Source organism: Pseudonocardia sp. Cha107L01, from assembly GCF_052566575.1.
In genome coordinates this window covers 6,969,924-6,992,621 of sequence record NZ_CP199579.1, presented here as the reverse complement: position 1 = coordinate 6,992,621, position 22,698 = coordinate 6,969,924, and the positions used below count along the sequence as shown (strand labels likewise).

24 protein-coding genes and 3 pseudogenes are annotated in these 22,698 nt (G+C 66.7%); 20 read left to right on the top strand and 7 right to left on the bottom strand.

Features of this window, described 5'->3' with window-relative positions; translation table 11 throughout:
- Nucleotides 1–17 precede the first annotated feature (17 nt).
- From ACTXG6_RS32920 to ACTXG6_RS32905, 4 genes are all read right to left on the bottom strand, one after another.
- The gene (locus ACTXG6_RS32920; RefSeq protein ID WP_445183303.1) at nt 18–590 is read right to left on the bottom strand and encodes a hypothetical protein; all 573 of its coding nucleotides are present in this window, start codon (nt 588–590) and stop codon (nt 18–20) included.
- On the bottom strand, nt 590–1,762 hold the full coding sequence (locus ACTXG6_RS32915) for a hypothetical protein (RefSeq protein ID WP_445183302.1): 1,173 nt from the start codon (nt 1,760–1,762) through the stop codon (nt 590–592). The genes ACTXG6_RS32920 and ACTXG6_RS32915 overlap by 1 nt, the downstream gene beginning before the upstream one ends.
- Nucleotides 1,763–1,837: 75 nt before the next feature.
- Nucleotides 1,838–2,314 (bottom strand): FixH family protein, encoded by a 477-nt coding sequence (locus ACTXG6_RS32910; RefSeq protein WP_445183301.1) that lies wholly within the window; start codon nt 2,312–2,314, stop codon nt 1,838–1,840.
- The gene (locus ACTXG6_RS32905; RefSeq protein ID WP_445183300.1) at nt 2,311–3,966 is read right to left on the bottom strand and encodes a hypothetical protein; all 1,656 of its coding nucleotides are present in this window, start codon (nt 3,964–3,966) and stop codon (nt 2,311–2,313) included. Before ACTXG6_RS32905 ends, ACTXG6_RS32910 begins: the two co-directional genes overlap by 4 nt.
- 109 nt (nt 3,967–4,075) lie before the next feature.
- Here ACTXG6_RS32905 and ACTXG6_RS32900 point away from each other — a divergent pair, with 109 nt between their 5' ends.
- The 4 genes from ACTXG6_RS32900 (at nt 4,076) to ACTXG6_RS32885 (ending at nt 7,479) form a co-directional block, all read left to right on the top strand.
- Nucleotides 4,076–5,323 carry a sensor histidine kinase gene (locus ACTXG6_RS32900; protein ID WP_445183299.1) on the top strand — a complete coding sequence of 416 codons (1,248 nt, stop codon included), beginning with the start codon at nt 4,076–4,078 and terminating at the stop codon, nt 5,321–5,323.
- Complete coding sequence (locus ACTXG6_RS32895; RefSeq protein WP_445183298.1) at nt 5,320–5,982, top strand: response regulator; 663 nt, start codon at nt 5,320–5,322, stop codon at nt 5,980–5,982. Before ACTXG6_RS32900 ends, ACTXG6_RS32895 begins: the two co-directional genes overlap by 4 nt.
- Before the next feature lie 471 nt (nt 5,983–6,453).
- Nucleotides 6,454–6,876: a hypothetical protein gene (locus ACTXG6_RS32890; protein WP_445183297.1), complete on the top strand. Its 423-nt coding sequence runs from the start codon at nt 6,454–6,456 to the stop codon at nt 6,874–6,876.
- A gap of 63 nt (nt 6,877–6,939) precedes the next feature.
- Nucleotides 6,940–7,479, top strand: coding sequence for a TRM11 family SAM-dependent methyltransferase (locus ACTXG6_RS32885; protein ID WP_445183296.1), 540 nt, complete (start codon nt 6,940–6,942; stop codon nt 7,477–7,479).
- A 7-nt stretch (nt 7,480–7,486) separates the two neighbouring features.
- On the opposite strand, the pseudogene ACTXG6_RS32880 reads toward ACTXG6_RS32885, so the two are convergent.
- A pseudogene (locus ACTXG6_RS32880) lies at nt 7,487–7,729 on the bottom strand (hypothetical protein); the annotation flags it as partial.
- A 129-nt stretch (nt 7,730–7,858) separates the two neighbouring features.
- Here ACTXG6_RS32880 and ACTXG6_RS32875 point away from each other — a divergent pair.
- Together ACTXG6_RS32875 and ACTXG6_RS32870 are read left to right on the top strand one after the other, a co-directional pair.
- Entirely contained in the window at nt 7,859–8,005 is a 147-nt protein-coding gene (locus ACTXG6_RS32875; RefSeq protein WP_445190340.1) for a hypothetical protein, read from the top strand.
- A gap of 246 nt (nt 8,006–8,251) precedes the next feature.
- Nucleotides 8,252–8,401 (top strand): hypothetical protein, encoded by a 150-nt coding sequence (locus tag ACTXG6_RS32870; protein WP_445183295.1) that lies wholly within the window; start codon nt 8,252–8,254, stop codon nt 8,399–8,401.
- 153 nt (nt 8,402–8,554) lie between these two features.
- Here ACTXG6_RS32870 and ACTXG6_RS32865 read toward each other — a convergent pair whose 3' ends face one another.
- The gene (locus ACTXG6_RS32865; RefSeq protein ID WP_445183294.1) at nt 8,555–11,299 is read right to left on the bottom strand and encodes an AAA family ATPase; all 2,745 of its coding nucleotides are present in this window, start codon (nt 11,297–11,299) and stop codon (nt 8,555–8,557) included.
- 494 nt (nt 11,300–11,793) lie between these two features.
- On the opposite strand from ACTXG6_RS32865, the gene ACTXG6_RS32860 reads away from it, so the two are divergent.
- Nucleotides 11,794–12,633, top strand: a complete 840-nt coding sequence (locus tag ACTXG6_RS32860) for a helix-turn-helix transcriptional regulator (RefSeq protein ID WP_445183293.1) — start codon at nt 11,794–11,796, stop codon at nt 12,631–12,633.
- Nucleotides 12,634–12,771: 138 nt separating this feature from the next.
- Here the strand turns inward: ACTXG6_RS32860 and ACTXG6_RS32855 are convergent, their stop codons facing one another.
- Nucleotides 12,772–13,251 (bottom strand): nitroreductase family deazaflavin-dependent oxidoreductase, encoded by a 480-nt coding sequence (locus ACTXG6_RS32855; RefSeq protein ID WP_445183292.1) that lies wholly within the window; start codon nt 13,249–13,251, stop codon nt 12,772–12,774.
- Between the two features lie 578 nt (nt 13,252–13,829).
- On the opposite strand from ACTXG6_RS32855, the gene ACTXG6_RS32850 reads away from it, so the two are divergent.
- The 13 genes and pseudogenes from ACTXG6_RS32850 to ACTXG6_RS32790 form a co-directional block, all read left to right on the top strand.
- The gene (locus ACTXG6_RS32850) at nt 13,830–14,573 is read left to right on the top strand and encodes an SDR family NAD(P)-dependent oxidoreductase (protein WP_445183291.1); all 744 of its coding nucleotides are present in this window, start codon (nt 13,830–13,832) and stop codon (nt 14,571–14,573) included.
- A 24-nt stretch (nt 14,574–14,597) separates the two neighbouring features.
- Nucleotides 14,598–15,347 carry an SDR family NAD(P)-dependent oxidoreductase gene (locus ACTXG6_RS32845; protein WP_445183290.1) on the top strand — a complete coding sequence of 250 codons (750 nt, stop codon included), beginning with the start codon at nt 14,598–14,600 and terminating at the stop codon, nt 15,345–15,347.
- Nucleotides 15,348–15,390: 43 nt separating this feature from the next.
- Nucleotides 15,391–15,744, top strand: a complete 354-nt coding sequence (locus ACTXG6_RS32840) for a VOC family protein (protein WP_445183289.1) — start codon at nt 15,391–15,393, stop codon at nt 15,742–15,744.
- Nucleotides 15,745–15,868: 124 nt separating this feature from the next.
- Nucleotides 15,869–16,279: a nitroreductase family deazaflavin-dependent oxidoreductase gene (locus ACTXG6_RS32835; RefSeq protein ID WP_445183288.1), complete on the top strand. Its 411-nt coding sequence runs from the start codon at nt 15,869–15,871 to the stop codon at nt 16,277–16,279.
- Nucleotides 16,280–16,545: 266 nt separating this feature from the next.
- Nucleotides 16,546–17,118 carry a nuclear transport factor 2 family protein gene (locus ACTXG6_RS32830; RefSeq protein WP_445183287.1) on the top strand — a complete coding sequence of 191 codons (573 nt, stop codon included), beginning with the start codon at nt 16,546–16,548 and terminating at the stop codon, nt 17,116–17,118.
- Between the two features lie 210 nt (nt 17,119–17,328).
- A pseudogene (locus ACTXG6_RS32825) lies at nt 17,329–17,526 on the top strand (DUF3024 domain-containing protein); the annotation flags it as partial.
- A gap of 236 nt (nt 17,527–17,762) precedes the next feature.
- Nucleotides 17,763–18,497, top strand: a complete 735-nt coding sequence (locus ACTXG6_RS32820; RefSeq protein ID WP_445183286.1) for an SDR family NAD(P)-dependent oxidoreductase — start codon at nt 17,763–17,765, stop codon at nt 18,495–18,497.
- A 55-nt stretch (nt 18,498–18,552) separates the two neighbouring features.
- Entirely contained in the window at nt 18,553–19,407 is an 855-nt protein-coding gene (locus ACTXG6_RS32815; RefSeq protein WP_445183285.1) for an alpha/beta fold hydrolase, read from the top strand.
- A gap of 240 nt (nt 19,408–19,647) precedes the next feature.
- The gene (locus ACTXG6_RS32810) at nt 19,648–19,935 is read left to right on the top strand and encodes a transposase (protein ID WP_445183284.1); all 288 of its coding nucleotides are present in this window, start codon (nt 19,648–19,650) and stop codon (nt 19,933–19,935) included.
- A complete protein-coding gene (locus tag ACTXG6_RS32805; RefSeq protein WP_445183283.1) occupies nt 19,932–20,816 on the top strand; it encodes an IS3 family transposase in 885 nt (294 codons plus the stop codon). Before ACTXG6_RS32810 ends, ACTXG6_RS32805 begins: the two co-directional genes overlap by 4 nt.
- 76 nt (nt 20,817–20,892) lie before the next feature.
- Nucleotides 20,893–21,669 (top strand): DUF427 domain-containing protein, encoded by a 777-nt coding sequence (locus ACTXG6_RS32800; protein WP_445183282.1) that lies wholly within the window; start codon nt 20,893–20,895, stop codon nt 21,667–21,669.
- Between the two features lie 121 nt (nt 21,670–21,790).
- Nucleotides 21,791–22,234: a GlcG/HbpS family heme-binding protein gene (locus ACTXG6_RS32795; protein ID WP_445183281.1), complete on the top strand. Its 444-nt coding sequence runs from the start codon at nt 21,791–21,793 to the stop codon at nt 22,232–22,234.
- A 14-nt stretch (nt 22,235–22,248) separates the two neighbouring features.
- Nucleotides 22,249–22,692: pseudogene (locus ACTXG6_RS32790) on the top strand (MFS transporter); the annotation flags it as partial.
- Between the last annotated feature and the right edge of the window lie 6 nt (nt 22,693–22,698).

Sequence of the window (22,698 nt, the reverse complement as noted above, 5' to 3'; positions counted from 1 at the left end):
TCGACCGGGCGTGGGGCTCAGATGGTGAGGGGTTGGCCGCCGGGTCGGGTCCGTCGCCAGGCGACGACGAGCAAGGCGAGCAGCCCGACGAACGGCAGCGATCCGATCGCCCAACTGAGTCCCAGGGGTGGGCCGGGTTGGTTGAGCACCGTAATTCCGGTCAGGGTTCCCTGCCCGGGCCCTTGCGGGCCGTCGATGGTGAACCCGAAGCTGTAGCTGCCCGGGGCGTTGAGGGACTTCACGTCCAGCCCCCACACGTCGAGTTTGCGGGGATGGCGGGCCAGCGGGGTGTTGCGTTGGTCGGGCTTGACCCCAGGTCCGTCGATCAGTAGCCGCCCGGATTTACCGGCGATGCCTCCGTCGGGGACGAACGTGAAGTCCAGCGACTGCATGGCGCGGATCGGCCAGACGGAGAATCCAACGGCCACCCGGTAGGGGCCTGCCTGCACTCGTTCGGTGTGGACAATGTCGACCGGCGCGTAGGCCGACGCGGGGCCTGCCGTGACCAGGCTCAGGGTGGCCACGGCTAGCGCGATGAAGACCAGCCGGCGCAGCCGCGTCGGGCGCGGTCGGGATGCTTCGGTAATCATCATGCCTCCATCGTGGCCGGCGCGACGGCGCGCAGCATGGTGGTGAACCGGCCGCTGAGGAAACCAGCGAGGCTCCCTAACGCGATCCCGAGGATCGCCAGGAGCGCGATCGTGGTGGGGCCGACGCTCGCTGTGGGGTCGGTGAGGACCTGCTGCAGCGGGAGGGTGGCCGCGACGACGAGCCCCGCCGCGCCACCAGCCAGCAGGAAGGCGATTTTGGCGCTGAGGTTCCGGTCGCGGGTGAGCCAGAACAAGACCTCGACGGCGACCGCGGCGACGATCAGGAACATCGGCATGGTGCCCGGCAACTCAGGGGGCTTGGGGGTGAGCCCGTCACGCAGCGGGAGGCCAACGGCGGCGGCATAGGTGTGCGCCGCCCAGGGGGAGAACCACCACAGGAACGCCTGCAGGACCCCGAGGACGGCGGCGATGCCCACTGCCGCGCCCGGCCGGCGCATGATGCCCGCGCCGGTGACCAGCAGTACCGCCGAGAAGAAGATGATCCCGGCGATCGTCGGGTCGATGGGCAGCGACAGGTTGCTGAACGCGTTGGTGGTGACGGGGGCGAAGGTGATCAGGATCGGGATGGCGATCAGGAGCCCGATCTGGGCCCAGCGCTGGTCGCGGGCGGCGGCGAAGACGACGATGCTGCCGACCATCGTGATGGAGATCGACAGGAACAGTGCCACGTGTGGTGGGGAGTTCAGCACCGCGTCGAACCCGTAGAGGGAGTGCCACCACAGGTCGAGCAGGCCGTAGAGCAGGAACGACGCCGCGCCGATCCCGGAGATCAGGTAGCCCAACGGGGCGGCGAACCTGCCACCGAGGACCCGTACGGGCGTGCCACCGACAGCCCTCGGCAGAGATCGATCGGCGCGCTGCGCGGAGGTAGCCATGAGCACCATGACCAGGCTGGCGATACCTGACAGCGCGCTGCCGGAGTAGAGGGCCAGGTGGGAGAGGGTAAAGAAGGTGTCGGGGCCGACTTCGACGTGCCACTGGATGTCCCAGCTCAGGCCCACAGTGGTGATCATGGTGCCGAGGAGCACAACCCAGGCGCCGGCCCTCGCCGTGACGCCGACTTCGGGATCGGGGACGGCTGGGTCAGAGCTGTGGTCCGCTGGCGGACCGGCGCGGCCGGTGGCCACGGTCGGTGATGCGGGGATGTCCATGTTTCCGGTGTCCTCTCGGGGTGGCGCGGCGGTAGGTGGCACACGGGTCGGTGGCGGTCTGATCGCTGCTGGGCCTTAGCCGCTGACCGAGAGCGGCAGCATGAGGTGATCGATACCGTCTGCGGCGGTCATGGATATTCGCAGCTGCCATGGGCCGGTCATCATCAGCGGAACCCCCTCGGCGCGGTAACGGCCGCCTCCGACGGGGACCGCGGATACCGGTGGCGTGGCATGGCCCATCAGCGGCATGACCGCCTCGACGTCCATCGCCACCGGCGGTGCCGGGTCACCCGTGCGAGACGTGAGGTCGATGTCGATCGCGGTCGCCCCGATCCTTGGGCTGTCGACGGTCGCGGTGACGACATACCGGGCGGTGCCGCCATGCAGCACCGCGGGTCCGGGCGGGGTTGGCCACAGCAGCCAGCCGGCGACGATGGCTAGCGCGACCGCGGCGACGGCCCCGGTGGCGGCAAGAACGCCACGGTTGCGTCGCGGGCGCCGGGCGCGAGCGACGGATTCGAACGTCTGCGGGGCGGGCGAGGAGGGGATCATTGCAGGACTCCATGGCTCGTTGAGGCGGCCACGTCGAGCACGAGGGGCACCGTGAGCACGGTGTAGTCGCGTTCGACCTGGATCCAGAGCCGGTACTGGCCGGCGGTAGGGAAGGTGTAGGTGAACGGGACGTCCGGGCCGTAGGCGGCGACGGTCTCGTCCGGGGCGCTGTCGCCGTTGACCGGGGCCAGGCCGGTCATCGCGGTCATGCCCGTGCCGGTGCCCGTGTCACCCGTGCCCGCCATCGGCATCGCGCCCATTGGCATGGTCATTTCGCCCATGCCCGCCATGGTCATGGCGCCCATGGAATGGGCATGGGCCCACACCGGCGCGTTCTGCACGGCCGCTCCCACTGCCTCGCCGGTGGTGGGCAACGGACCGGCAACGATCATGTGCCCGACCATCCCCAGCCAGGGCTGCAGGTCGGCGGTGTCGCCGGCTCGGGCAGTGATGGTGGTGGGTGATCCCGCCATCGCCCTGCTCGCCGTGACGGTGATGGAGGTCGCATCGATGACGGTCGACGCGGTGACTTGTCCGTCGCCCAGGTGGATGGGCGCTGCGGCGGTGCGGTCCTGGGTGCCCACCGACCCAGGGGTGTTGCCGGCCGGAGCGGCGTCGAGGCCCTCGGCCGCGCGGACCAGTTGCACGCCGCCGCCGCGCCGGACCATCTCCGCCGACAGGGCGTAGTGGCCCGGAGTGGGCAGGGAGAGATGCTGCTGGTAGCGGCCCGGTGCGGTTCGGATCGGGTGCAGGTGCCACAACTGCCCGGTTGGACCGACCAGGAGGAGGTGGATCAGCGCGTCGTCGTGCACAAGTAGGTCGTCGACCGGCGTACCGGTTGCCCCGTCTGTCAGGTTCAGCTCAACGTCGCCCGCCTGGCCCGCGACGAGAGCGCCGCCCTCGATGTCGAGGGTGACCGGTGGACGGGAGAAGTCGGTAACCAAGGGCTTGGCCACGGCGTAGGGGTCGGTGACGTTGTCGACGGTGGGATCCAACTGGCCACCTGGCTGCGGGGGCAGCGGCAACGACGCCGAAAGCACCCCACCGGTCAGTGCCACCGACATCGCCACCACCAGGCCGGCGGCGGGAACAAGTACCCACGCGCCGCGCCGGGCCCGGGTGGCCACCACCACCGAGACCAGCAGCAGCACGCCAGCTGCGAGCAAACCTCCGTAGACCGCTCGTTCCGGCGGGGACGCGGCCTGAATAGGCACGACGAACGGAATCCGAGCCACTCGTTGGCCGTCGCTGACTGCCAGTTCCCACGGTCCAGCCCGGTCCACCGCCACCGTGGCCGAATACGTCCCCGGTGTTGTGCCCAGTTCGACGCCGGTCCGCGCGGTCGCAGCGCCCGGCGCGGGCAACGAGGACGACCGGGTGCTGGTCCCGGTCGGGATCACTTCCAGCGCGAGGTATCCCGGGGCAGTGCCGGTGTGGGTGATGACGTCGGTGCGCAGCGGACCAGGCACTCCGGTGACCCGGCGGAGCACGAACGTCAGCTCGCGGTCGCCCAGGGTCTGCGCGACCGTCAGATCCCCGCCCGAGGACGGGGTGTCAGCGAATGCCGGTGCGATCCCAAGCGACCCCAGCAGCGCACACAGGCCCGCGAGCAGCGCCAGGCGACGGCCTATTACGTGCGCTCTGGTGGTCACACCGTGAACGTTAGGAACTCGGACGTCCGAGATCGTCACCGCTGCCGGGGACCCGCTATCCCCCGCACGGGGGACCCGCTGTGGCCGAGGACGGCCGATCATCGGCAGTGTGCACCCCCGCAACCACCTCAAGCTGCGCCACCGACTCACGATCGGCGGCGCGGGCGATCTGAGCAGCGCGCTGGCGCGCCAAGGACTGCTCGTGGCCGTGGTGTGCCTGCTCGCCGACGTGGCCGCCCTGCTGTCCAGTGGGCCCCTCGCCCAGCTGCGGGCCCAGGATTGGGCGGTACTCGGCGCGGTCGCGGTGGTGGACGCCGCCCTGGCCCTGCCCGCCCGCTACTCCGGATGGGTAGCCTTAGCCCACGCCGTCGTCAGGTTCGCCGCCGTCGGACTGCTCGGCGGATCGAGCTTCGCGGGTCAGGCCAACGGGGCCGGCACGCTGATCGCGGGATACCGCGCCGGTGCGTGGCTGCGCGGCGGTAACGCGTTCGTGGCGCTGGCGGTGCTGGCGCTGGGGGTCGGCGGCGCCCACCTGCTTTCTGGCGCGCACAGCGGAGAAATCCTGCCGGTCGAGGTCGTCAAGGAGGCCGTCCTGCCCTGGCTGGTCGGCCGCTACACCACCGCACGGCGGGCCTATATCGCCGAACTCGAACAACGCGCCGAAACCCAGCGCCGTGACGCTCAGGCCGCCGTCGAGTACGCGGTCGCCGAGGAACGCGGCGCCATCGCCCGCGACCTGCACGACGTCATCTCCCACCACGTCAGCGCGATCGGCGTGCATGCCGGCGCCGCACGCCTTGGGCTCAACGCCGCGGCCCGCCCCGAGGGCCTCGCCAAGTCGTTGACCGCCGTCGAGACCTCCAGCCGCGCGGCGATGCTCGACCTGCGCAGGCTCCTGGACCTGCTCCACGGCGACCGGGCCGACATCAGTAGGCAACCCGGACTGGACAACCTCGAGGAACTCCTCGACGGGGTCCGCCGGGCCGGTCTGCCGACCCGGGTCAGTACCCACGGCGCGCCTCGCCCGCTACCCGAGTCCCTCGACGTCGCCCTCTACCGGATCATTCAGGAGATGCTGACCAACGCCATGCGCCACGGCGACGGTGCTGGCGTGGAGATCCAACTGCATTACCTGCCAGCGTCGATTTCGGTGATCGCGCGCAACGGCTTCCGGACGAGCGTGCCAGCGGGACCGGCCGGGGCACCCGCCAACGATGACCGCAACGAAAGCGCGCGCGGACTGGCCGGAATCCGAAAGCGGGCGGCGCTGTTCAACGGCACGATCGCCCACGGCCCGGACCCGGCCGGCCGTCGATGGGAGACCATCGCCACCTTCCCACTCGGCGAAGACCAATGACGCTGCGGATTCTGCTCGCCGACGACCACGCCATGTTCCGCTCTGGGCTGCGGGCGATGCTCGACACCCAGCCCGACTTCGACTGTGTTGCCGAGGTTGCCGACGGTCGGGCCGCGGTCGCCGAAACCAGCCGGCTTCGCCCAGACGTCGCGATCCTGGACATACGCATGCCGAAACTCGACGGGCTCGCGGCCGCGGAAGCGATTCTGGCTTCCGACCTGGACACCAGAATCCTCGTGCTCACCACATACGACACCGACGAGTACGTCTACCGAGCACTCATCGCGGGCGCCAGCGGCTTCCTACTCAAGAGCCTGCCCCCTGAAGAACTCGTCGCCGCCATCCGAGTCGCCGCCCGAGGTGATGCGCTCGTCGACCCCTCGGTGACCCGCCGCCTCATCAGCCGATTCGCCGCCAGCATCGCACCCGTCAAAACGGTCGCCGCTCGAGCGCCGGGGCTCGAACGCCTCACCGCCCGCGAGAACGAGGTGCTCCTGCTGCTCGCAGCCGGCCACAGCAACACCGAAATCGGCGCCCGCCTCTACGTCGGCGACGAAACAGTCAAGACCCACGTCTCCCGGATCCTGGCCAAACTCGACCTACGCGACCGAGTACACGCCGTCGTCTACGCCCACCGACACGGGCTGATCGAGCACTAGCACTCCAGCCGTAGACGCTTCTATTCGTGTCAAGTCCTCGGAGGCGTCTCGTGGCGGTGGGAGTGTGACCTCGTCAAGGCTGGGGTGGATCTGAGAGTGTTGGGTGGTGAGTTCGGCTGGTCACGGACGTCGCCGGAAGCGTTCGCAGAAGAAGCTCCGGCTGCAGCGCGCGCGGCGGTCCGCCCCGCGCTTCGCTGGGCTCGACCACGACCACGACCACGACCTTGACCCGGCTGCGGTCGACGCTGACGGCGCGTGGGGGTACGTCACGGGAGTCGACCCCGCGGTGCTGGCTGATCCCGCCGCGATGTGGGAGCTGTTAGCCCGTCGCCGGTTCGCTGTCCCGACGCACGATCACCCAGGGGCTTGATCAGCGCGTGGGCACGCCCACTGCGCCCGGGCGGGTTGCTGATGGTGTTGCGCCCCGGCGAGCTCGGCCAACGCCGGACCTCCCACGGACACGCAGCAGTGGTGAGCACCGCGCGAGAGGCCGGGTTGAGCTACCTGCAACACATCGTGCTCGTGCACGTCCCCGCTACCGAGGCGGGCTTGGCGCACCCAGACTCGACCCGGCGCCCGCACGCACCGTTCTGGCCGGTCCACACCGACGCCCTCGTCCTGCAAACCCCGCCGGACCTGACCGAACCACTCCAGCAGTCGCCGCGTCCAGCGGCCCCCCTCACGAGCCTGGGGACGGCCGTCGCGGCCCGGTCCTCGGCGGCGACCGACGCTCCCACTGATCCGCCGGCTGATCCGCCGACCCTGCCCAGCATCGCCGCCGCTCGCGCCCCAGACCTATCACCCACCACGTTGACGCCCGCCGACATCAGCGGCGGCGCCGCCATCCCCAGCAGTCCTGAGGTCAGCGCGGAGCGGAGGGGAGAGGCTGCGTGAGTAGGCCGATCAGTGGGGGCCAGCGCCCAGACTGACTCCCGTGCACAGCGGCGAGGCCGCTACGTGCCCGACACCACGGCGCATCCGGCGCGGATGCTGCCCGCCGTCGCCACGGCTGCTATCTCGGGTTTGACTGAGCCGGGGGAGTTGGTGTTCGACCCGATGTGCGGGGCCGGCACCACCCTGGTGGAGGCGATGCATCTGGGGCGGGCCGCGGTCGGGGTGGACATCGAACCCCGTTGGAGCTCCCTGGCCCGCGACAACATTGCCCACACCCGCCGTCTCGGCGTGGGCGGCTACGGGCATGTGATCACCGGCGACGCCCGATCTTTGCCCGCGGTGTTGCCACCGCAGTACCTGGATCAGATGCGCGGACAGGTCAAGCTGGTCCCGACCTGCCCCTGTGGGTTTAAGAACTCTGTTCTGGCCTGTGAGCTGTGGGTATGCGCGTCATGCGGCTCGTTTGTATTCGTTGATGAGTCCGTTGAGGATCTTTCGGCGGTGGACACGCACGTCGGTGAGATTGACGGGCCGTACTGGCGGGGCGCCTGTGTCGCGCACGGTGAGGGCGGTGTTTGTTGTAGTGCGGGAGGTAAAGCCTGAGTACGTGGCGCAAATGTCGTTCGCCGTAGATGAGCAGTTGGTCGGTGCACTCGCGGCGAAGCGTGGAAATCCAGCGTTCGCAGATCGCGTTTGCCCGAGGCGCTCGATGGGGAGTCTTGATGATTGTTGGCCCTCGGATTCGAACACGGCGCCGAACGCGGCTGTGTATTTGGAGTCCCGATCTCGGATGAGGAACCGCACCGGCATCCGTAGTTCTGTGAGCAGGTTCCTGGCGTGCTGGAGGGTCCATGTGGCGGACCAGATCACGGTGCCAGCGCAGCGTGGAAGGAGTGACGAAGAATGTGTCCCATACCCGTCGCCCGATCAGCCGCGATAACGCTGCGAGCACGACTCGATCCGCGTGGGTGAGGTCCGGCCGGTGTACCTGGCGACGCAGGACCGCGACCTGGTGGCGCAGCACCAGGATCTCGATCTCCTTGGATCGGTCTCCGCGCGCCAGCAACAGAAGCAGTTGGAAGGCGCGCCGCAGCACCAGGTAGGCAAAGGACCAGAACACAACTACTGATCATGCCAAATCCGGCGACACGCGTGGACCCGAAACCGCAGCTCAAGCTCCGTGGCAGGGTTGTTGAACCCCACAGGCGCTGCCCACGTTCAGCGCGCTGTTCACGAGCAAGTATGCCCAGCAGGACATGATGTGGTTGCCGATATTCTTGTCGCCATCGCCGGAGAGCCAGTCGCCGGGGCAGAAATCCTCCAACGTATCCGCGCGCGGACCGATGACCGTGACGTCCCAGTCCAGGAGGAGACGGTGGCCGCGCACTCGGCCGCCGCCGCCGAGTGGGGCGCCCACCGGGCCGGCAGCTACGACTATTTGGCCGAGATCGTTCAACCGGCACTGGTCGTGAACGGCAGCGATGACATCGTCATCCCGACGGCCAACTCCTACCTCCTTCAATAACATCTGCCGAACGCTCAACCATGGTCCCAGTTCCAATACCCCGACCTGTGTGCCGTACACGTCATGCAGTTCCTCGACGCCTGACCGGTCCCGACCAAAGGCGCATTTCGAGCGGATATGCTGCCGCTCAGCCTTCGCCGGTGCTGTTGGCGCTTAGGCGTCCGGAGGTACGATCTTCACCAGCTGGATGCGCGAGGTCACGCTCAGTTTGTTGAAGACAGCTCTGAGATGTGTTGCGACAGTGTTGGCGGAAAGATAGAGCTCCGCGGCGGCCGACTTGTTCGTGTGTCCTTCCGCGATGAGGTGGGCGACCCGTCGTTCGGCGTCGGTCAGCGCACCCCACCCCTCGACGGGCCGTGTCGGCGAGGTGATCCAGCGGCGACGCGTCCCTAACGATCGCAGGAGCCCCTGGAGTCGACGTATCTCGCCGCGCGCGCCGAGACCTAGCAGGATGCCGCCAGCCTGGTCCAGGGCGGCAACGGCTTGGTCGCGCTGGCCGTCGCGGAGCAGGGCTTGGCCGTGGTCGCTGAGCGCGTCCGCGAGCAGTAGCGGGCGGGGTCCGCCGCCCAGGGCTTCGACCGCGCGGCCGAGTGTGTCCGGGTCATCGGCGAGGATTCCGTCGATGTGCTGTGAGGTTCCGACCGCGGTCAGCACCTGGGGGTTGCGCTGGGCCAGCGTGCGAGCCATAGCGGCCACGTCGCCGGCAAGGGCGTGGTCTGCGCTGCGGTGGGCGATACGCGCCGCCTCCACCATCCAGCTCGCTTCCCACCGGCAGCGGTGGCGCAGCGAGAGGGTCTCGTGGACGACCTGACGTGCGGGTTCCAGAGCACCAGCTAGGTCCCCTTCGCTTTCGGCCAGCCAGGCGCGCATGAACAACAACATCACCGCGCAGGTGCCGTCGTCGGCGCGGGGGATGGCCTCGGCGAGCTCGAGCTGTTCCTTGGTCGCTTTCGGGTCGCCCCGCAGCTGAGCTATGCGACTCAGCACCAGCCGCGCTTCGGTGAGGAAGGCATAGTCGTTCAGCTCCTCGCCCAGCCGCAGCACGGTCAGGGCGTCCGCCTCGGCGTCGTCGAGTCGTCCGAGGCTGTAGTCCTGCCACATGCGCGCGAACGCCAGCACGGATCGTGGTGCGCTCGCGCCCTGCTCACTGACGTCTCGTTCCGCCTGGGCGATTTGGTCGGCGCTGGTGTCGTAGCGATCGAGTAGTTGCAGCGTAAGGATCTCGTCCGCGGAGTAGGGGGCGCCGGTGAGAAGCCGAAGCCGCTGGAAATGCTCCAGGGCCGCCTCGTTGTAGCCGTCGTTGCGCTCGATCTCCCCAAGCGCCCACAACGCGGTCACCTGTGCAGTGGGATCACCCAGCCGCACCGCCTCGGCCAATGTCGCCTGTCCTGACTCCCGGCCGGCGGCGAGGTCCTCGTCTCGCGAGCACGCGAGTGCGCGCTGCGCCATCAACTGAGCGCGCGCTCTGTCGGACAGATCGTGCTGGGTGAGACTCTTCTCCGTCCGCTCACGGAGCTCGTGGAGCAATCCCATCGTCCACAGCGGCGTGGTGAGCAGTCCTTCGATCTGGGCGCTGGCTTCCGTACCAGGGTTGCGGGCGAGCAGTTCGTCGGCGACCAACACCGCCGCCCGAGCCTGGCGAGCCTGCGCCAAGATTGCGACGGTTTCCTGCCCAACCTCCATCCACCGCGGGTCGGCCGGGGTCAACAACGCGAACGCCGCGCGGATGAGCTCTACCGCCATGGACGGCGTTATCACGGCAACCTGCGCCGCGGCGCGACGCAGTACCGCGACTGCCTCGGCGTCTCCGGGTTCGGCGCTGAGTAACACGTGAGCGGCCGCGTCGACCGGGCTTCGTCCCGCGCGGTTGAGGTGTCGGGCGGCCGCGCGGTGCATCGCCTTGCGGACGGTGGCCGGGACGTCCTCGTACACCGCCTGGCGAAGCAGGTCATGTCTGAACGTCAATGTCTGACCGTCGTCATCGAGAACCCCGGCCCGCTCTAGGAGTTCCAAGCTCGGCAGGACCAGCCGCTCGGCTGACCCGTCCAGCAGCGCGGCCGCGTCGTCAGCGGTGAAGCACTGGCCCAAAATTGAACCCACCCGAACCAGGTTCACCGCCTCTGCGGGCAACGGGGCGAGCACGTTTCGCACGCCGATGATCAGCTGGGACGGCAAGCCGCTGTCGCTATCCGCTGCGGGAGATTTCCGTTCGGCCACCAGGCCCGCCAGAAGTTCCACCGCGAGGAAAGGGCTCCCAGCCGCACCACTGAGAAGTGCCCGCATCTGGTGACTGGGAGCGTCTCCTAGCTGGTCGATGGCGATCTGTTCGATCGCGCCGTCGCTCAACGGCCCCAATACGACCGTCTCCACCGGCATATCTCGCCGTGCAACATCGGTGATACCGCGAGTGGTGCTACGGCTGGCCAGTACCCAGACCACCGGTGAACCGGCCATGCGCGCCGGAAGGACGCGCAGCGCGAAGACAGTGAGTTCGTCCGCCCAGTGCACGTCGTCGACCACGACCAAGATCGCCGACCGCGCGGCTCGCTCCTCGAGCGCCGCGGCGAGCCGGTCAATCAACCACAACTCGCGGTCGTAGAGCGGGCCGAGGTCGTTGAACGTCGCCTCGGACAGTAAGGGCGATCGGCCTGAGCGCACCGCCGTTAGCAGCGCCGCCATCGGCGCTATCCGCGAGGACTCCTCGGCCCTGCCGACCCCGACGGCAAACCCCATGCGCGCCGCCTGCTCGGAAATGGCGTCGAGTAAGGCGGTCTTGCCGATGCCCGCCTCGCCGGAGACCACAACCACAGCTCCTTGACCACTCCGGGCGACCCGACGCAGAACCTCAAGGGCACGCCTCATCTGCTCGGAGCGGCCACGCAACGGACCGGGGCCCATACGAGCCTCCTCTGTCATCCCGTGCCCCGAACCGCACCGTCCAGCCATGAGGCGGCCAGGAAGCACTGCCTACAATCAAGTGGCCCGGTGCGTCGGGGTACCGTGCGGACAATGGCTCGGAGCGACGTGCCGCGGATCAGGGCGACTCCGCGCTGGAGGGAGCTGGACCGGCGGCGGTCCCAATCAGGACACCGCGTCGGCGCGCGGTGCCGAGCAGGCGATTCATGCCCGCCGGTGAGGCCTCGATGCCTCGTCGCGTTACCTCGCGCAACCGTGAAATCTCGGAGCTTGGTCATAATGGCCAATCGTCAACTTCGAGGCAGTACGGCGCACTCGCGTCGATCGGTGCGCGTCCAATGTTTTGAAACAGGGTCGGCAGCAACCTAGGTTGGCCCTGATCCACGTTGACGCACTCAGCCTAGCGAAGGAGTAGCAGACCGCAGGCTCGGGAAGCAGGTAAACCCATTACCAGTTTGCCGAGGTAGTCTGGGCTGGTGGCCGCCAAAAGCGAGCTGGGGCCCACTCTGCGTGCCTGGCGCGACAGACTGTCCCCGCAGGAAGTGGGGCTCGAGGCTGAGGCCCGGCGCCGCGCACCGGGCCTTCGCCGTCAAGAGCTTGCACGTCTCGCCGGTGTGTCAACCGAGTATGTGGTGCTACTGGAACAAGGCCGCGCATCCAGCCCCTCAGCGCAGGTCTTGGCGGCGCTGGCCAAGGCACTGCGGCTGTCCGAGGCGGAGCGCGCTCATCTGTTTCGCCTGGCTGGCAAGCCCGTGCCGGCAGCGGCCCGCATCAGCAACACTTTGCCGGCAGCGATACACCGGCTAGTCGATCGGGTGCAGGGCCCCGTTGCGGTCTACGACCTGCGGTGGGACCCAGTGGCATGGAACTCCATGTGGGTGGCGGTGATGGGCGACCCGCTATCCCGCCCGGAGTTGGAACGCAACCTCGCCTGGCGCCAGTTCACCGGCCTACCCACACGCGTCGTCCGGACGCCGAGCCAACAGCGGGCCTTCGAACAAGCCCTGGTCGCAGACCTGCGCGACAGCTCCGGGAAGTATCCAGACGACTGGCGTCTCGGGGAGCTCGTCGCCGAGTTGTGCGATGTCAGCCCAAGATTCCGCGAGCTCTGGGAGTCCCAGTGCGTCGCTACCTATACCGAGGAACACAAGACGATTGACATCCCTGGCTTAGGGCCCCTCGAATTCGACTGCGACATCCTCACCATCGAGCACAGCGATCTCCGCGTGGTCGTATACACCCCCACGCCGGACTCGTCGACATCAGCCCGGTTACACACGCTCACCGGTGCACTGAGCGGCAACCGGTCCGACTGAGGGAGCGGTCGACTCGCCGAGTACCCGGAGTCATCCGCACCAGGCCAGGCACACACTCCCGTGGGAGGCGAGGCCTCCGGCGTCGACGCGCGCGGCATCTAGGCCTGGCACCCGCACCCGTTGACTCAGTGGCGTTGGTTAGTGCGGCTCCGCCGCGCCTTGGGCTGGAGGGGATTCGGGAGGCGATGTGGGTTCCAGTACGTAGATGGGGATTTCGCGGCCTGCACGTGCCCGCTCCACGACGTAGAAGGGGTACGCGGCGTCGGCGCGCACCGACCATTCGACTTTCTCATCACCAAAGAGTTCGCGGGCCTTCCACTGACTCGTCACCGGGCCGTCTTGTAGATCGACAATCGGGTTTGCCAGTAGGTTGTAGTACCAACAGGGATTAGTGGCCGACCCCCCGGCCGATGCCACCAACGCGTACCGCCCACGATGTTCAACCCGCATCACCGGCGTCTTGCGAAGCTTTCCTGACCGTCCGCCCCTGCTGGTCAGTACAACGACCGGGCGGCCCCGCAGTGTCCGACCTTCTCGACCACCGGACATCACGTACCTGTCAACTTGATCGCGAACCTGCCCCTTCGGGCTGGGCTCATAGTCCCCACTTTGAGGCATCGACACGCTCTTCCAGGACTGTTCAACGAGGTAAAGGATCTCGCGCCGAGGCTGTCAACGGCTTCTTGCGGGCAGACCTGCTCCTACCGCCCTGAGGACGTGGCCGACCTCCCAAGGTGACTCGGACGATCCAGCCGGGCCCGGTGAGAAGACCACCCAGGCCGGCAACCCCGTACCACCTGAACTGAGTAGCGCTCGGCGCGAGCCTTTCTTGCTGCCGCTACTAGGCCTCATTGATTCGAGTGAGGACTCCCGGGCACCCTCCTGATTTTCCCAGAACCGAGCGTCTCGTCGAAAAGGGTGACGGGCGGGCGCGGACAGCAGAGCCCGCCGCGCCCAGAGTTGCTCAATCTGGGTGAGTCAGGGTCCGCGTGTGCCTGGTTGTCTATCCGGACAGCAAGCACACCGCGCCGCCGCACCGCCGGTGGCAGCGTTCGCCCACCGCCGGACGAATGCCATGCACACCGGGCGGTGCCGCGAGCGAACACCACGAATCGCTTGACGATCCCAGATGCAGCCTCGTCGAGATGACGAGCAAGACAGACTAGTCTGTATCGATTTCACCGGAGGAGAGAACGATGGCCGAGCAGCGTTCTGACCTCGACGTTCATCCTCGAAAAGCACTCGTGACCGGAGCGACGGCGGGCATCGGTCGGGCGGTTGCGCTGCGGCTGGCCGGGGACGGCTACCAAGTCATCGCGCACGGACGCGACGAGGCTCGAGGTATCGCTTTGGTGGCGGAGATCGTGGCGAAGAGCGGCCGGGCACGTTTCGTCGCCGCTGACCTCGCGGATAGACGTGAGGTGCAGCGCCTGGTCGAGGTTGCCGGCGAGATCGATGTTCTGATCAACAACGCGGGTTTCTCGGCGTGGGCGCCGACCGAGAAGCTCGACGACGCCGACTTCGATGCCATGCTCGCCCTGAACGTGCGCGCGCCGTTTCAGCTCGTCGCGGCCTTCGCGCCCGGGATGGCGGCTCGCGGTGAGGGCAGCATCATCAACGTCAGCAGTATGGCCGGGCGGGTCGGCTTGCCCAACGGTGCGGCTTACGGGGCCAGCAAGGCCGCGCTGGCCTCACTAACCCAGGGGTGGACCGCCGAATACAGCCCGCGCGGCGTCCGGGTGAATGCGGTCGCCCCCGGCCCGGTCTACACCCGCCCCCAGGCCAGGGAGCTCTTCGACAGCCTCGGGGCCACCACCGCGCTCGATCGCGCCGCCGACCCCGATGAAGTCGCCGAGGTCATCTCTTTTCTCGCCTCGCCACGTGCCAGCTACGTCACCGGCGCGATCGTCGCGGTCGACGGCGGCCGCACCGCGATCTAACTCAGCAATCGGAAGGTATTGGACATGTCTGGATTGGACGGAAAGGTTGCCGTCGTTACCGGCGGGAGCAGCGGTATCGGCCTGGCCATCGCGCAGCGGTTTGTCAAGGAGGGCGCCTACGTCTTCATCACCGGCCGACGGCAATCAGAGCTGGACAAGGCTAAGGCCCTGCTTGGCGGAAGTGTGACGACCGTGCCGGGTGACGCCACCAGTACCGCCGACCTCGACCGCCTCTTCGAGACGGTCGTGCAGGAGAAGGGGAAGCTGGATGTCCTGGTCGCCAATTCCGGTCGGGTCGAGCCGGAAGAGTTCGGGAAGATCACCGAGGGCAACTTCGACAAGACCTTCGACCTGAACGCCCGGGCGGTGTTGTTCACCGCGCAGAAGGCGCTACCGCTGATGCGGGATGGAGGGTCGATCGTCCTGGTCAGCTCGATCGCCGGCTACAAGGGCATCAACGGCTACACCACCTACAGCGCGACCAAGGCGGCATTGCGCTCCTACGCCCGCACCTGGACCCAGGAGTTCAAGGATCGCGGCATCCGAATCAACACCCTGAGCCCGGGGCCGATCGACACGCCGATCATGGATGGCCAGGCGGACACGAAGGAAGGCGCCGACGCCATCCGGGCCGCCTTCGCCTCGGTCATTCCGCTCGCCCGAATGGGACAGCCCGAGGAAGTGGCGGCCGCCGCCTACTTCTTGGCCTCCGACGAGAGCAGCTTCGTGGCCGGCATCGACCTCGCCGTCGACGGCGGCATGGCCCAGGTCTAGAGCCGACTCCCGACCGGCCACGCACCCCTGGAAGGACTCCACCATGAGCAACTCCGTGATCGGCCTGAGCATCGACTGCGCGGACGCCGCCAAACTGGCCCAGTTTTGGGCCGATGTCCTCGGTCGAGAGGTGAACCCCCGACCAACCGCCGAGTTCGCCGCCATCGACGCGACCGACTCGACACAGGGCCCACGACTGGCGTTCCACCAGGTCCCCGAGGTCAAGACGGTCAAAAATCGGCTGCACCTGGACATGATCAGCAGCGAATTCGCCGCCGAAACCGACCGGCTGCTGTCTCTGGGCGCCACCCGAGTGAACGACGTCGAGCAGGGCGGCGCGCGCTGGACCACCTTTCTCGACCCCGAGGGCAACGAGTTCGATCTTGTTGCCGGCTAAGCCCGGTCGGTGACACCGCACGACAAACTCCACCAGGGGAGGACCCAGCACGATGCAACGCCGAGACCAGGATCTAGTGGCTGAGCCGTACGTTCCCAGCTCCAGCGAGCCGGTGCGAGAGCAGGTGGCGCTCTACGAAGCCTCCGGCGGAGAAGAAGGTGGCACGCTCGAAGGGCGCCCCGTCGTCATCCTCACCATGACCGGCGCCACCAGCGGCAAAGTCCGTAAAACGCCGGTCATGCGGATCGAGCATGACGGCATCTACCTCGCCGTGGCTTCCAACGGTGGCGCGCCGAGCCACCCCGCCTGGTATCACAACCTGATCGCCCACCCTGAAGTGCGCCTACAAGACGGGGCCCAGGTGCACTCCCTGTGCGCCCGCGAGGTGTTCGGGCAAGAAAAAGCGCAAGCCTGGAAACTGGCCGAATCGCGGTGGCCATACTTCCCGGACTACCGCGCTAAAGCAGGACGGGAAATCCCGATCCTGCTCCTCGAAGCCGTAAACGCCACACATGACGGTCCAGCGACTACCTGACATCCCCACGAGATCGGAGAAGCACGCCGTCAATTCGTGCTCGGCGTCCAAAAGAAGCCGATATAATTCTCCCACGTATCCGACGGTCTCGCAGACGCAGCGGGAAGCGCGCTCGGCGACCCTGGCTACCAGGGTAGCGACATGACGAACCGAACAAAAAATAGCCCGGGCGCGAACGCACCGAGGCTGATCGCAACTACAACATCGCGCTCGCCTCCTCCGCGTAGGCGTTGAGCAGGCCAACGCGCATCTAAAACTGGATAACGTTGACAAGTCGCTACCGCGACAGCCTCGACGGATTCGACCGCACGGTCTCCGCAATCGCCGGACTCGCCATGGTCAACGAAAAAGCTCCGAACGCCAACGTATGTTCACCAGATTCAACAAACGAACCTTGCCCAATAAGTTCGCTGATCGGAGCCACGATGGCCACGCCCGAACAGAACAAACAGCTTGTCCTCGAAGCGTTCGACACGCTGTTCAACCGACGCGACTACGCGCGCGCCGAGACATATTGGTCGCCGCACTACATTCAGCACAGTGCGCACATCCCACCGGGTCGAGACGGCCTGTTCAGCCTGGTCAAGGCCCTGCCGGACACGTTGCGCCACGAAACCGAGCTGATCATGGCCGAGGGCGACATGGTCCTGCTGCGGGGCCGTTTCTCCGGGCACGGCCAGCCGGCGCCGTGGATCGTGGTGGACACCGTGCGGGTGCGCGACGGCGAGCTCGTCGAGCACTGGGACGTCATCGAAGACGAGGTATCTCGCGAGGCCTCGGTGAGCGGGCTGCCGATGTTCGGCGACACCTTCCCCGAAGACCGCGCCGAAGCCATCTGATGGCGCCGCTGACGAATTCTCCTGCGGCAAGGAGCAACACGATGGATGTCTCCTACCAGTTCGCGATCTCGCTAGGTTCGCCCGATCGAGTTTCTTGACAGATAGGTCTACCTATCCCGATCGTTTTGCCGCTCGAACTGGGACGCGAGCACGTCGAGTGCGAGCTCGCCCCATGACACCTCACGATCGTCGAGCGGACGCGCCCCCTGGCGCGAGGACGTCGGGCCGGAATGGACCAGCTTCCCGCTCGCCCGACTGCGCTACACCGTCGCAGACAAGTCGTGGACCTTGTACTGGCGTGACCGCAATCTCCGCTTTCACAGCTACGACCTACTCCCTCCCTCACAACAAGTCGAAGACCTCCTCACTGAGATCGACCGCGACCCAACCTGCATCTTCTGGGGATAACCCAAGGGCCGCCAAGCCCCCAACCCCTGGCCCAGACTCAGGTGGGGCCACTCACCTCCGTCACGGTGGAGCCAGTTTGGGTTGACATCGCCATCCCCGCCATACCCGAGAGCCTGGCACGTTCGCCCGACAGTCCCACCCGAGGAATCACACGTTCATGCGGTGCCCGAGGGGCCGGCGCGGCGCGACGCTCCCACTACCTCGACACCGCCAGCGAACTCGGTAAGGAGCACCCCATGACCAGCACTCAGCAGAGCTTGCGCGGCCGGATCGCCCTCGTCACCGGCGCCACCTCTGGCATCGGGCGCGCCACTGCCATCCAGCTGGCCCGCGAAGGCGCCGAGGTCATCGTGCACGGCCGCGATCCGGAGCGGGGTGAGCAGGTCGTCGCCGAGATCGCGGGGGCGCTGGGAAAGGCGCGCTTCGTCGCGGCTGACCTGTCCGACCCGACCGAGATCCGCCGGCTCGCCGACGAGGCCGGCGAGGTCGACGTGCTGGTCAACAACGCCGGGATCTCCTGGTTCGGCCCCACCGCGGACCTCGACGTCGCCACCTACGACGCGCTGTTCGACAGCAACGTGCGGGCCGCGTACTTCCTGGTCGCGGCGCTGGCACCCCGGATGGCGGCCAACGGCGGCGGCAGCATCGTCAACGTGGCCAGCATGGTGGCCGCCATCGGCATTTCCGGCGCCGCCGCGTACGGCGGTACGAAGGCGACGCTCGCGGCCATGACCCGCTCCTGGGCGGCCGAGTTCAGCCCCCGGGGCGTGCGGGTCAACGCGGTCGCTCCGGGCCCGGTGTACACCGCCGCCGATCCGGCACGCATCGAGGCCCTCGGGGCCACCACGCTGCTCGGTCGCGCGGCGCAGGCCGACGAAATCGCCCAGGTGATCACGTTCCTGGCGTCGCCGGCGTCGGCCTACGTCACCGGCGCCACCGTTGCCGCCGACGGTGGCCGGACCGCCGTCTGACCGGCGCTTGCGCACCACCCCAAGTCAAGACGCTGATTCAAGGAGAAGAGCCACAATGGCCGACCACACCCACGACACCGCCCCCACCCAGTTCGTCGAGGCCAGCGGCATCCGTTTCGCCTACCGGCGCTTCGGTAACCCGGATGCCAGCCGGTACCCGATCGTGTTCTTCCAGCACTTCATCGGCAACCTCGACGACCACGACCCGGCGATCAGCGACGGCTTCGCCACCGACCGCGAGGTCATCCTGTTCAACAACACGGGAGTCGCCTCCACCAGCGGCCTGGTCCCGGACACCATCGAACAGATGGCCACCGACGCCGGGGCCTTCATGGACGCCCTGGGAGTGACCAGCGCGGACCTGGTCGGCCACTCGATGGGCGGCCTGGTCGCCCAGCAGGTCGCCATCCAGCGGCCGGACCTGGTCCGGAAGCTGGTCCTGGTGGGCACCGGGCCGCGTGGCGGCGTTGGCATCGGCGAGATGCCGGCGGAGACCGCCGCGCTGTTCGGCGTCACGCTGCCCCGGCAGGAGGACATGTGGCTCCCGGTCCTGTTCGCCCCGACCGAGACCAGCCAGAAGCTGGGCCGCGAGTACGTGGAGCGGATCGTGGCCCGCAAGGACCGCGACGCCTCCCCGTTCGGCGAGCAGGTCTTCGCCGGCCAGGGCGCCGCGATCCACACCTACGGCACCACGAAGGACCCCGCCTACGCGATCCTGAAGAACATCAAGGTCCCGGTCCTGGTGGTCAACGGCACCGACGACATCATCATCGCGACTATCAACTCGTACATCCTTCAGCAGTTCCTGCCGAACGCCGAGCTGATCATCTACCCGGACGCCAACCACGGGGTCCACTTCCAGTACCCCGACCTGTTCGTGACCCACACCAAGCTCTTCCTCGACCGTTAGGACAAGACCGCGGGACTGTCTCGCTAACGGTGATTCCGGCAGCTTTGGTTAGTAGGTTTCGGCTGCTGGGAATCGGTCGGCGAAGGTGACGGCGAAGGCGGTCTGTGCACTGCCTTTTATGGCGCGATCTCCGCCCGGCTCGGGGCACCCTTGCGACCCCTTCCGAGTACAGTGTGGACCGTTCCCGATCTTGTAGACAGCCGGTCGTAGACTGCCGCTGATCGCAGCGGAGGTACTCGCGTGGCGACACGCCGACACTTCACCCAGGAGTACAAGGACCAGGCCGTTAGCCTCGTGCTCAATTCCGGCCGCACTATCGCTGAGGTAGCGAAAAGTATCGGCGTCCACGAGATGACGTTGGGTAAATGGGTGAAGTCAGCAAGAGAGTCCGGTCGCACTCCTGACAAGGACTTGTCCGAGTCTGAACGTGCCGAACTGATACGGCTACGTAAAGAGATCGCCATTGTGAAGATGGAGCGGGACTTCGCAAAAAAAGTTGCCACCTGGTTCGCGAAGGAACAGCCGTGAAATACGCGGCGATCGCGGACTGGGCAACCGATGAGCAGTTTTCGGTTACGTTCATGTGCGACCAGCTCGGAGTGATCCGGCAGGGCTACTACCGATGGCTGACCTCAGGGCCGTGCCAGCGCGAACGCACCGACGCCGAGCTCACCGAGACCATCCGCGAGATCCACCAAGACCTGCACGGCCACCCCGGGGTGCGCCGGGTCTGGGCTGAGCTGGTCGTGCGCGGCGTGCGGACCGCTCCCAAGCGGGTCTGGCGCCTGATGCGTGCCGCCGGCCTGCAAGGACGCCACCCCCGAGCCTGGAAGAAGACCACCGTCGCAGGTCTACGCCCTATCGACGCCCCAGACCTGATCGGCCAGGACTTCACTGCCGACGCACCCGACACCCGCTGGTGTGGCGACATTACCTACGTCCAGACAGTCGACGGCTGGGTCTACACCGCGACTGTGATCGACCTGCACTCCCGCAAAGTGGTGGGCTACGCCGTCGCCGATCACCTGCGCACCAGCCTCATCGTCGAGGCCCTCGCCGCGGCACTGGTCACCCGTAAACCCCTGGCCGGGGTCATATTCCACAGCGACCGAGGCTGTCAATATACGTCCCGAGAATTCGCTAACTTCTGCACCGAGAACGGCGTACAGCGCTCAATGGGTCGGCGCGCTACTTGTTTCGACAACGCGGTCGCCGAATCATTCTTCGCAACCTACAAGAAAGAACTCATCCACACCCGGCCATGGAGCGGTGCGACCGAAGTACAACAACAGACATTCCTCTGGATCGAAAGCTACTACAACCGCCGCAGGCGACACTCCACACTCGCCTACTTGACACCCATCGAATACGAGCTAGGGTTCAGAAAACTTACCGAACTGGCAGCCTAAACCAGTGTCAATGAAATCGGGAACAGTCCAGTGCACTCGCGCTGCGCTCAGGAGACCCAGACATTCAGGAGGACCAATGTCTTCGGACGCACTGCACTTCGATCGGGACTACCCACAACTGGTAGGGGATCGAGGTCTGATCGAACCCGCCCCTCGCCGGGTGCGGGGTTATTTCGATGGGGAACTCGTGTTCGACACGATCGGAGCCCGCTACGTCTGGGAGATCCAATACTACCCGCAGTATTACATTCCAGTGTCCGACGTTCGCATGAAGTTTTTGGAGGACGAGGATCACGTCCAGAAGTTGCAGCTTGGTTCCTCGCGCCTTTACTCGTTGGCGTCGTCGAAACGCACATCAAAGTCCGCAGTCCGTCTTTACGGTACGGGGCCGGTCACGAATTACATGCGGTTCGAATGGGACGCGCTCGATTGGTTCGAAGAAGATGAACCTATTATCCTTCATCCGCGCAACCCATACGTGCGTGTTGACACGCTGCGCTCTCATCGCCATGTCAAGGTCGAGCTTGACGGCGTCCTGTTGGCCGATACGCGAAGCTCACTGATGCTGTTCGAAACAGGCCTGCCCACCCGCTACTACATCGACCGCACCGATATCAATTTTTCTTACTTGGAGCCGAGCAAAACCGAGAGTGTCTGCCCGTATAAGGGGGTCACATCGGGGTACTGGAGTGCCAAAGTCGGCGAGGCTGTGTATGCGGACATCGCCTGGGCCTACGATTACCCGCTGCGCGAGGTCGGCCCTATCGCTGGAACGATCGCTTTCTACAATGAGAAGCTCGATATCTCCATCGATGATGCTCGCTTACCGAGGCCCCGTACCATTTTCGCATAGCAGGTTCCCGAGGACGTGGCGCCCCACCGAGCACCAGGGGCGTTGGGAGCGGGTTGTCCGGAGAAGTTCTTGATTGCACCCATTCAATCATCGCGCAGTTGTCTCGCGGAGGAGGAAGCCAATGGCTGACTTGGTGAAGAAATACAGCATTTCTTCTGAACTGGCACAGAGAATGGTGGATGAAGCCGTGGCGAAAGCCAGAGAACTTGGCGTTAACGAGAACGTGACTATTCTCGACGACGGCGGCAATCTGAAGGCCTTTAGTCGAATGGATGGCGCCCCGATCCTTTCCATTGAGATGGCGCACAATAAGGCGTATACAGCTCTATTCGGAGTTTCCACGCAGGAGTTCTTCGACTTTATCCAAGGCGATCCGTCGCTTTTGGCCGGTATCCCCGCGCTTGCACGTGTGGCGGCGTGGGGTGGGGGTTTTCCCATCAAGGTGGACGGGGAGGTTGTGGGGGCTATCGGGGTGAGCGGAGCCCCCACCCTGGAGAGTGATGTCGCTTGCGCGAGTGCCGCCCTGGCACTGGTCGATGATGCGGCGCCGGCCGAGGAGCAATAGCAGCTGGAGCGACCATGAAGGCCTCCACGCTGGCGGCCCGCGCCACCATTCCGACCCCCGCGCCCGACCCACCGTCGGCGGGCGCCCGCCCGGGCCCTCGGCGTGGTCTCGTGCTGGGCACGGCGCTCGTGGCGGCCCTGGGGATGTTCCTGTCCATCTACAACGCCGCGATCGCCGGCAGCGACTACTCCGAGATCACCAAGGAGCTCGGCGGCTCGCAGGTGGACATCCAGTGGGTGACCACGGCGTACCGGGCGAGCCAGGGCTTGGTCATCCCGGCCGCCGCCTGGCTGTGCCGCCGCTTCGGTACCCGCCGGGTCTTCCTCGCCTCGATGCTGCTCTACGCGCTGACCTCGGCCCTGTGCGGCGTGGCCGGCAACCTGGACGTCCTGGTTGCGGCACGCGTGCTGCAGGCTGTGCCGGGCGCGGTCACCCCCGTCGTCTGCATGCTGATCTTCTACGCG

What these genes read in the sequence shown, in the direction of transcription:
- ACTXG6_RS32920 (WP_445183303.1), bottom strand. Translation starts at nt 590, where the DNA reads ATGATTACCGAAGCATCCCGACCGCGCCCGACGCGGCTGCGCCGGCTG.
- ACTXG6_RS32915 (WP_445183302.1), bottom strand. Translation starts at nt 1,762, where the DNA reads ATGGACATCCCCGCATCACCGACCGTGGCCACCGGCCGCGCCGGTCCG.
- ACTXG6_RS32910 (WP_445183301.1), bottom strand. Translation starts at nt 2,314, where the DNA reads ATGATCCCCTCCTCGCCCGCCCCGCAGACGTTCGAATCCGTCGCTCGC.
- ACTXG6_RS32895 (WP_445183298.1), top strand. Translation starts at nt 5,320, where the DNA reads ATGACGCTGCGGATTCTGCTCGCCGACGACCACGCCATGTTCCGCTCT.
- ACTXG6_RS32865 (WP_445183294.1), bottom strand. Translation starts at nt 11,299, where the DNA reads ATGGGCCCCGGTCCGTTGCGTGGCCGCTCCGAGCAGATGAGGCGTGCC.
- ACTXG6_RS32855 (WP_445183292.1), bottom strand. Translation starts at nt 13,251, where the DNA reads ATGCCTCAAAGTGGGGACTATGAGCCCAGCCCGAAGGGGCAGGTTCGC.
- ACTXG6_RS32850 (WP_445183291.1), top strand. Translation starts at nt 13,830, where the DNA reads ATGGCCGAGCAGCGTTCTGACCTCGACGTTCATCCTCGAAAAGCACTC.
- ACTXG6_RS32845 (WP_445183290.1), top strand. Translation starts at nt 14,598, where the DNA reads ATGTCTGGATTGGACGGAAAGGTTGCCGTCGTTACCGGCGGGAGCAGC.
- ACTXG6_RS32840 (WP_445183289.1), top strand. Translation starts at nt 15,391, where the DNA reads ATGAGCAACTCCGTGATCGGCCTGAGCATCGACTGCGCGGACGCCGCC.
- ACTXG6_RS32820 (WP_445183286.1), top strand. Translation starts at nt 17,763, where the DNA reads ATGACCAGCACTCAGCAGAGCTTGCGCGGCCGGATCGCCCTCGTCACC.
- ACTXG6_RS32815 (WP_445183285.1), top strand. Translation starts at nt 18,553, where the DNA reads ATGGCCGACCACACCCACGACACCGCCCCCACCCAGTTCGTCGAGGCC.
- ACTXG6_RS32800 (WP_445183282.1), top strand. Translation starts at nt 20,893, where the DNA reads ATGTCTTCGGACGCACTGCACTTCGATCGGGACTACCCACAACTGGTA.
- ACTXG6_RS32795 (WP_445183281.1), top strand. Translation starts at nt 21,791, where the DNA reads ATGGCTGACTTGGTGAAGAAATACAGCATTTCTTCTGAACTGGCACAG.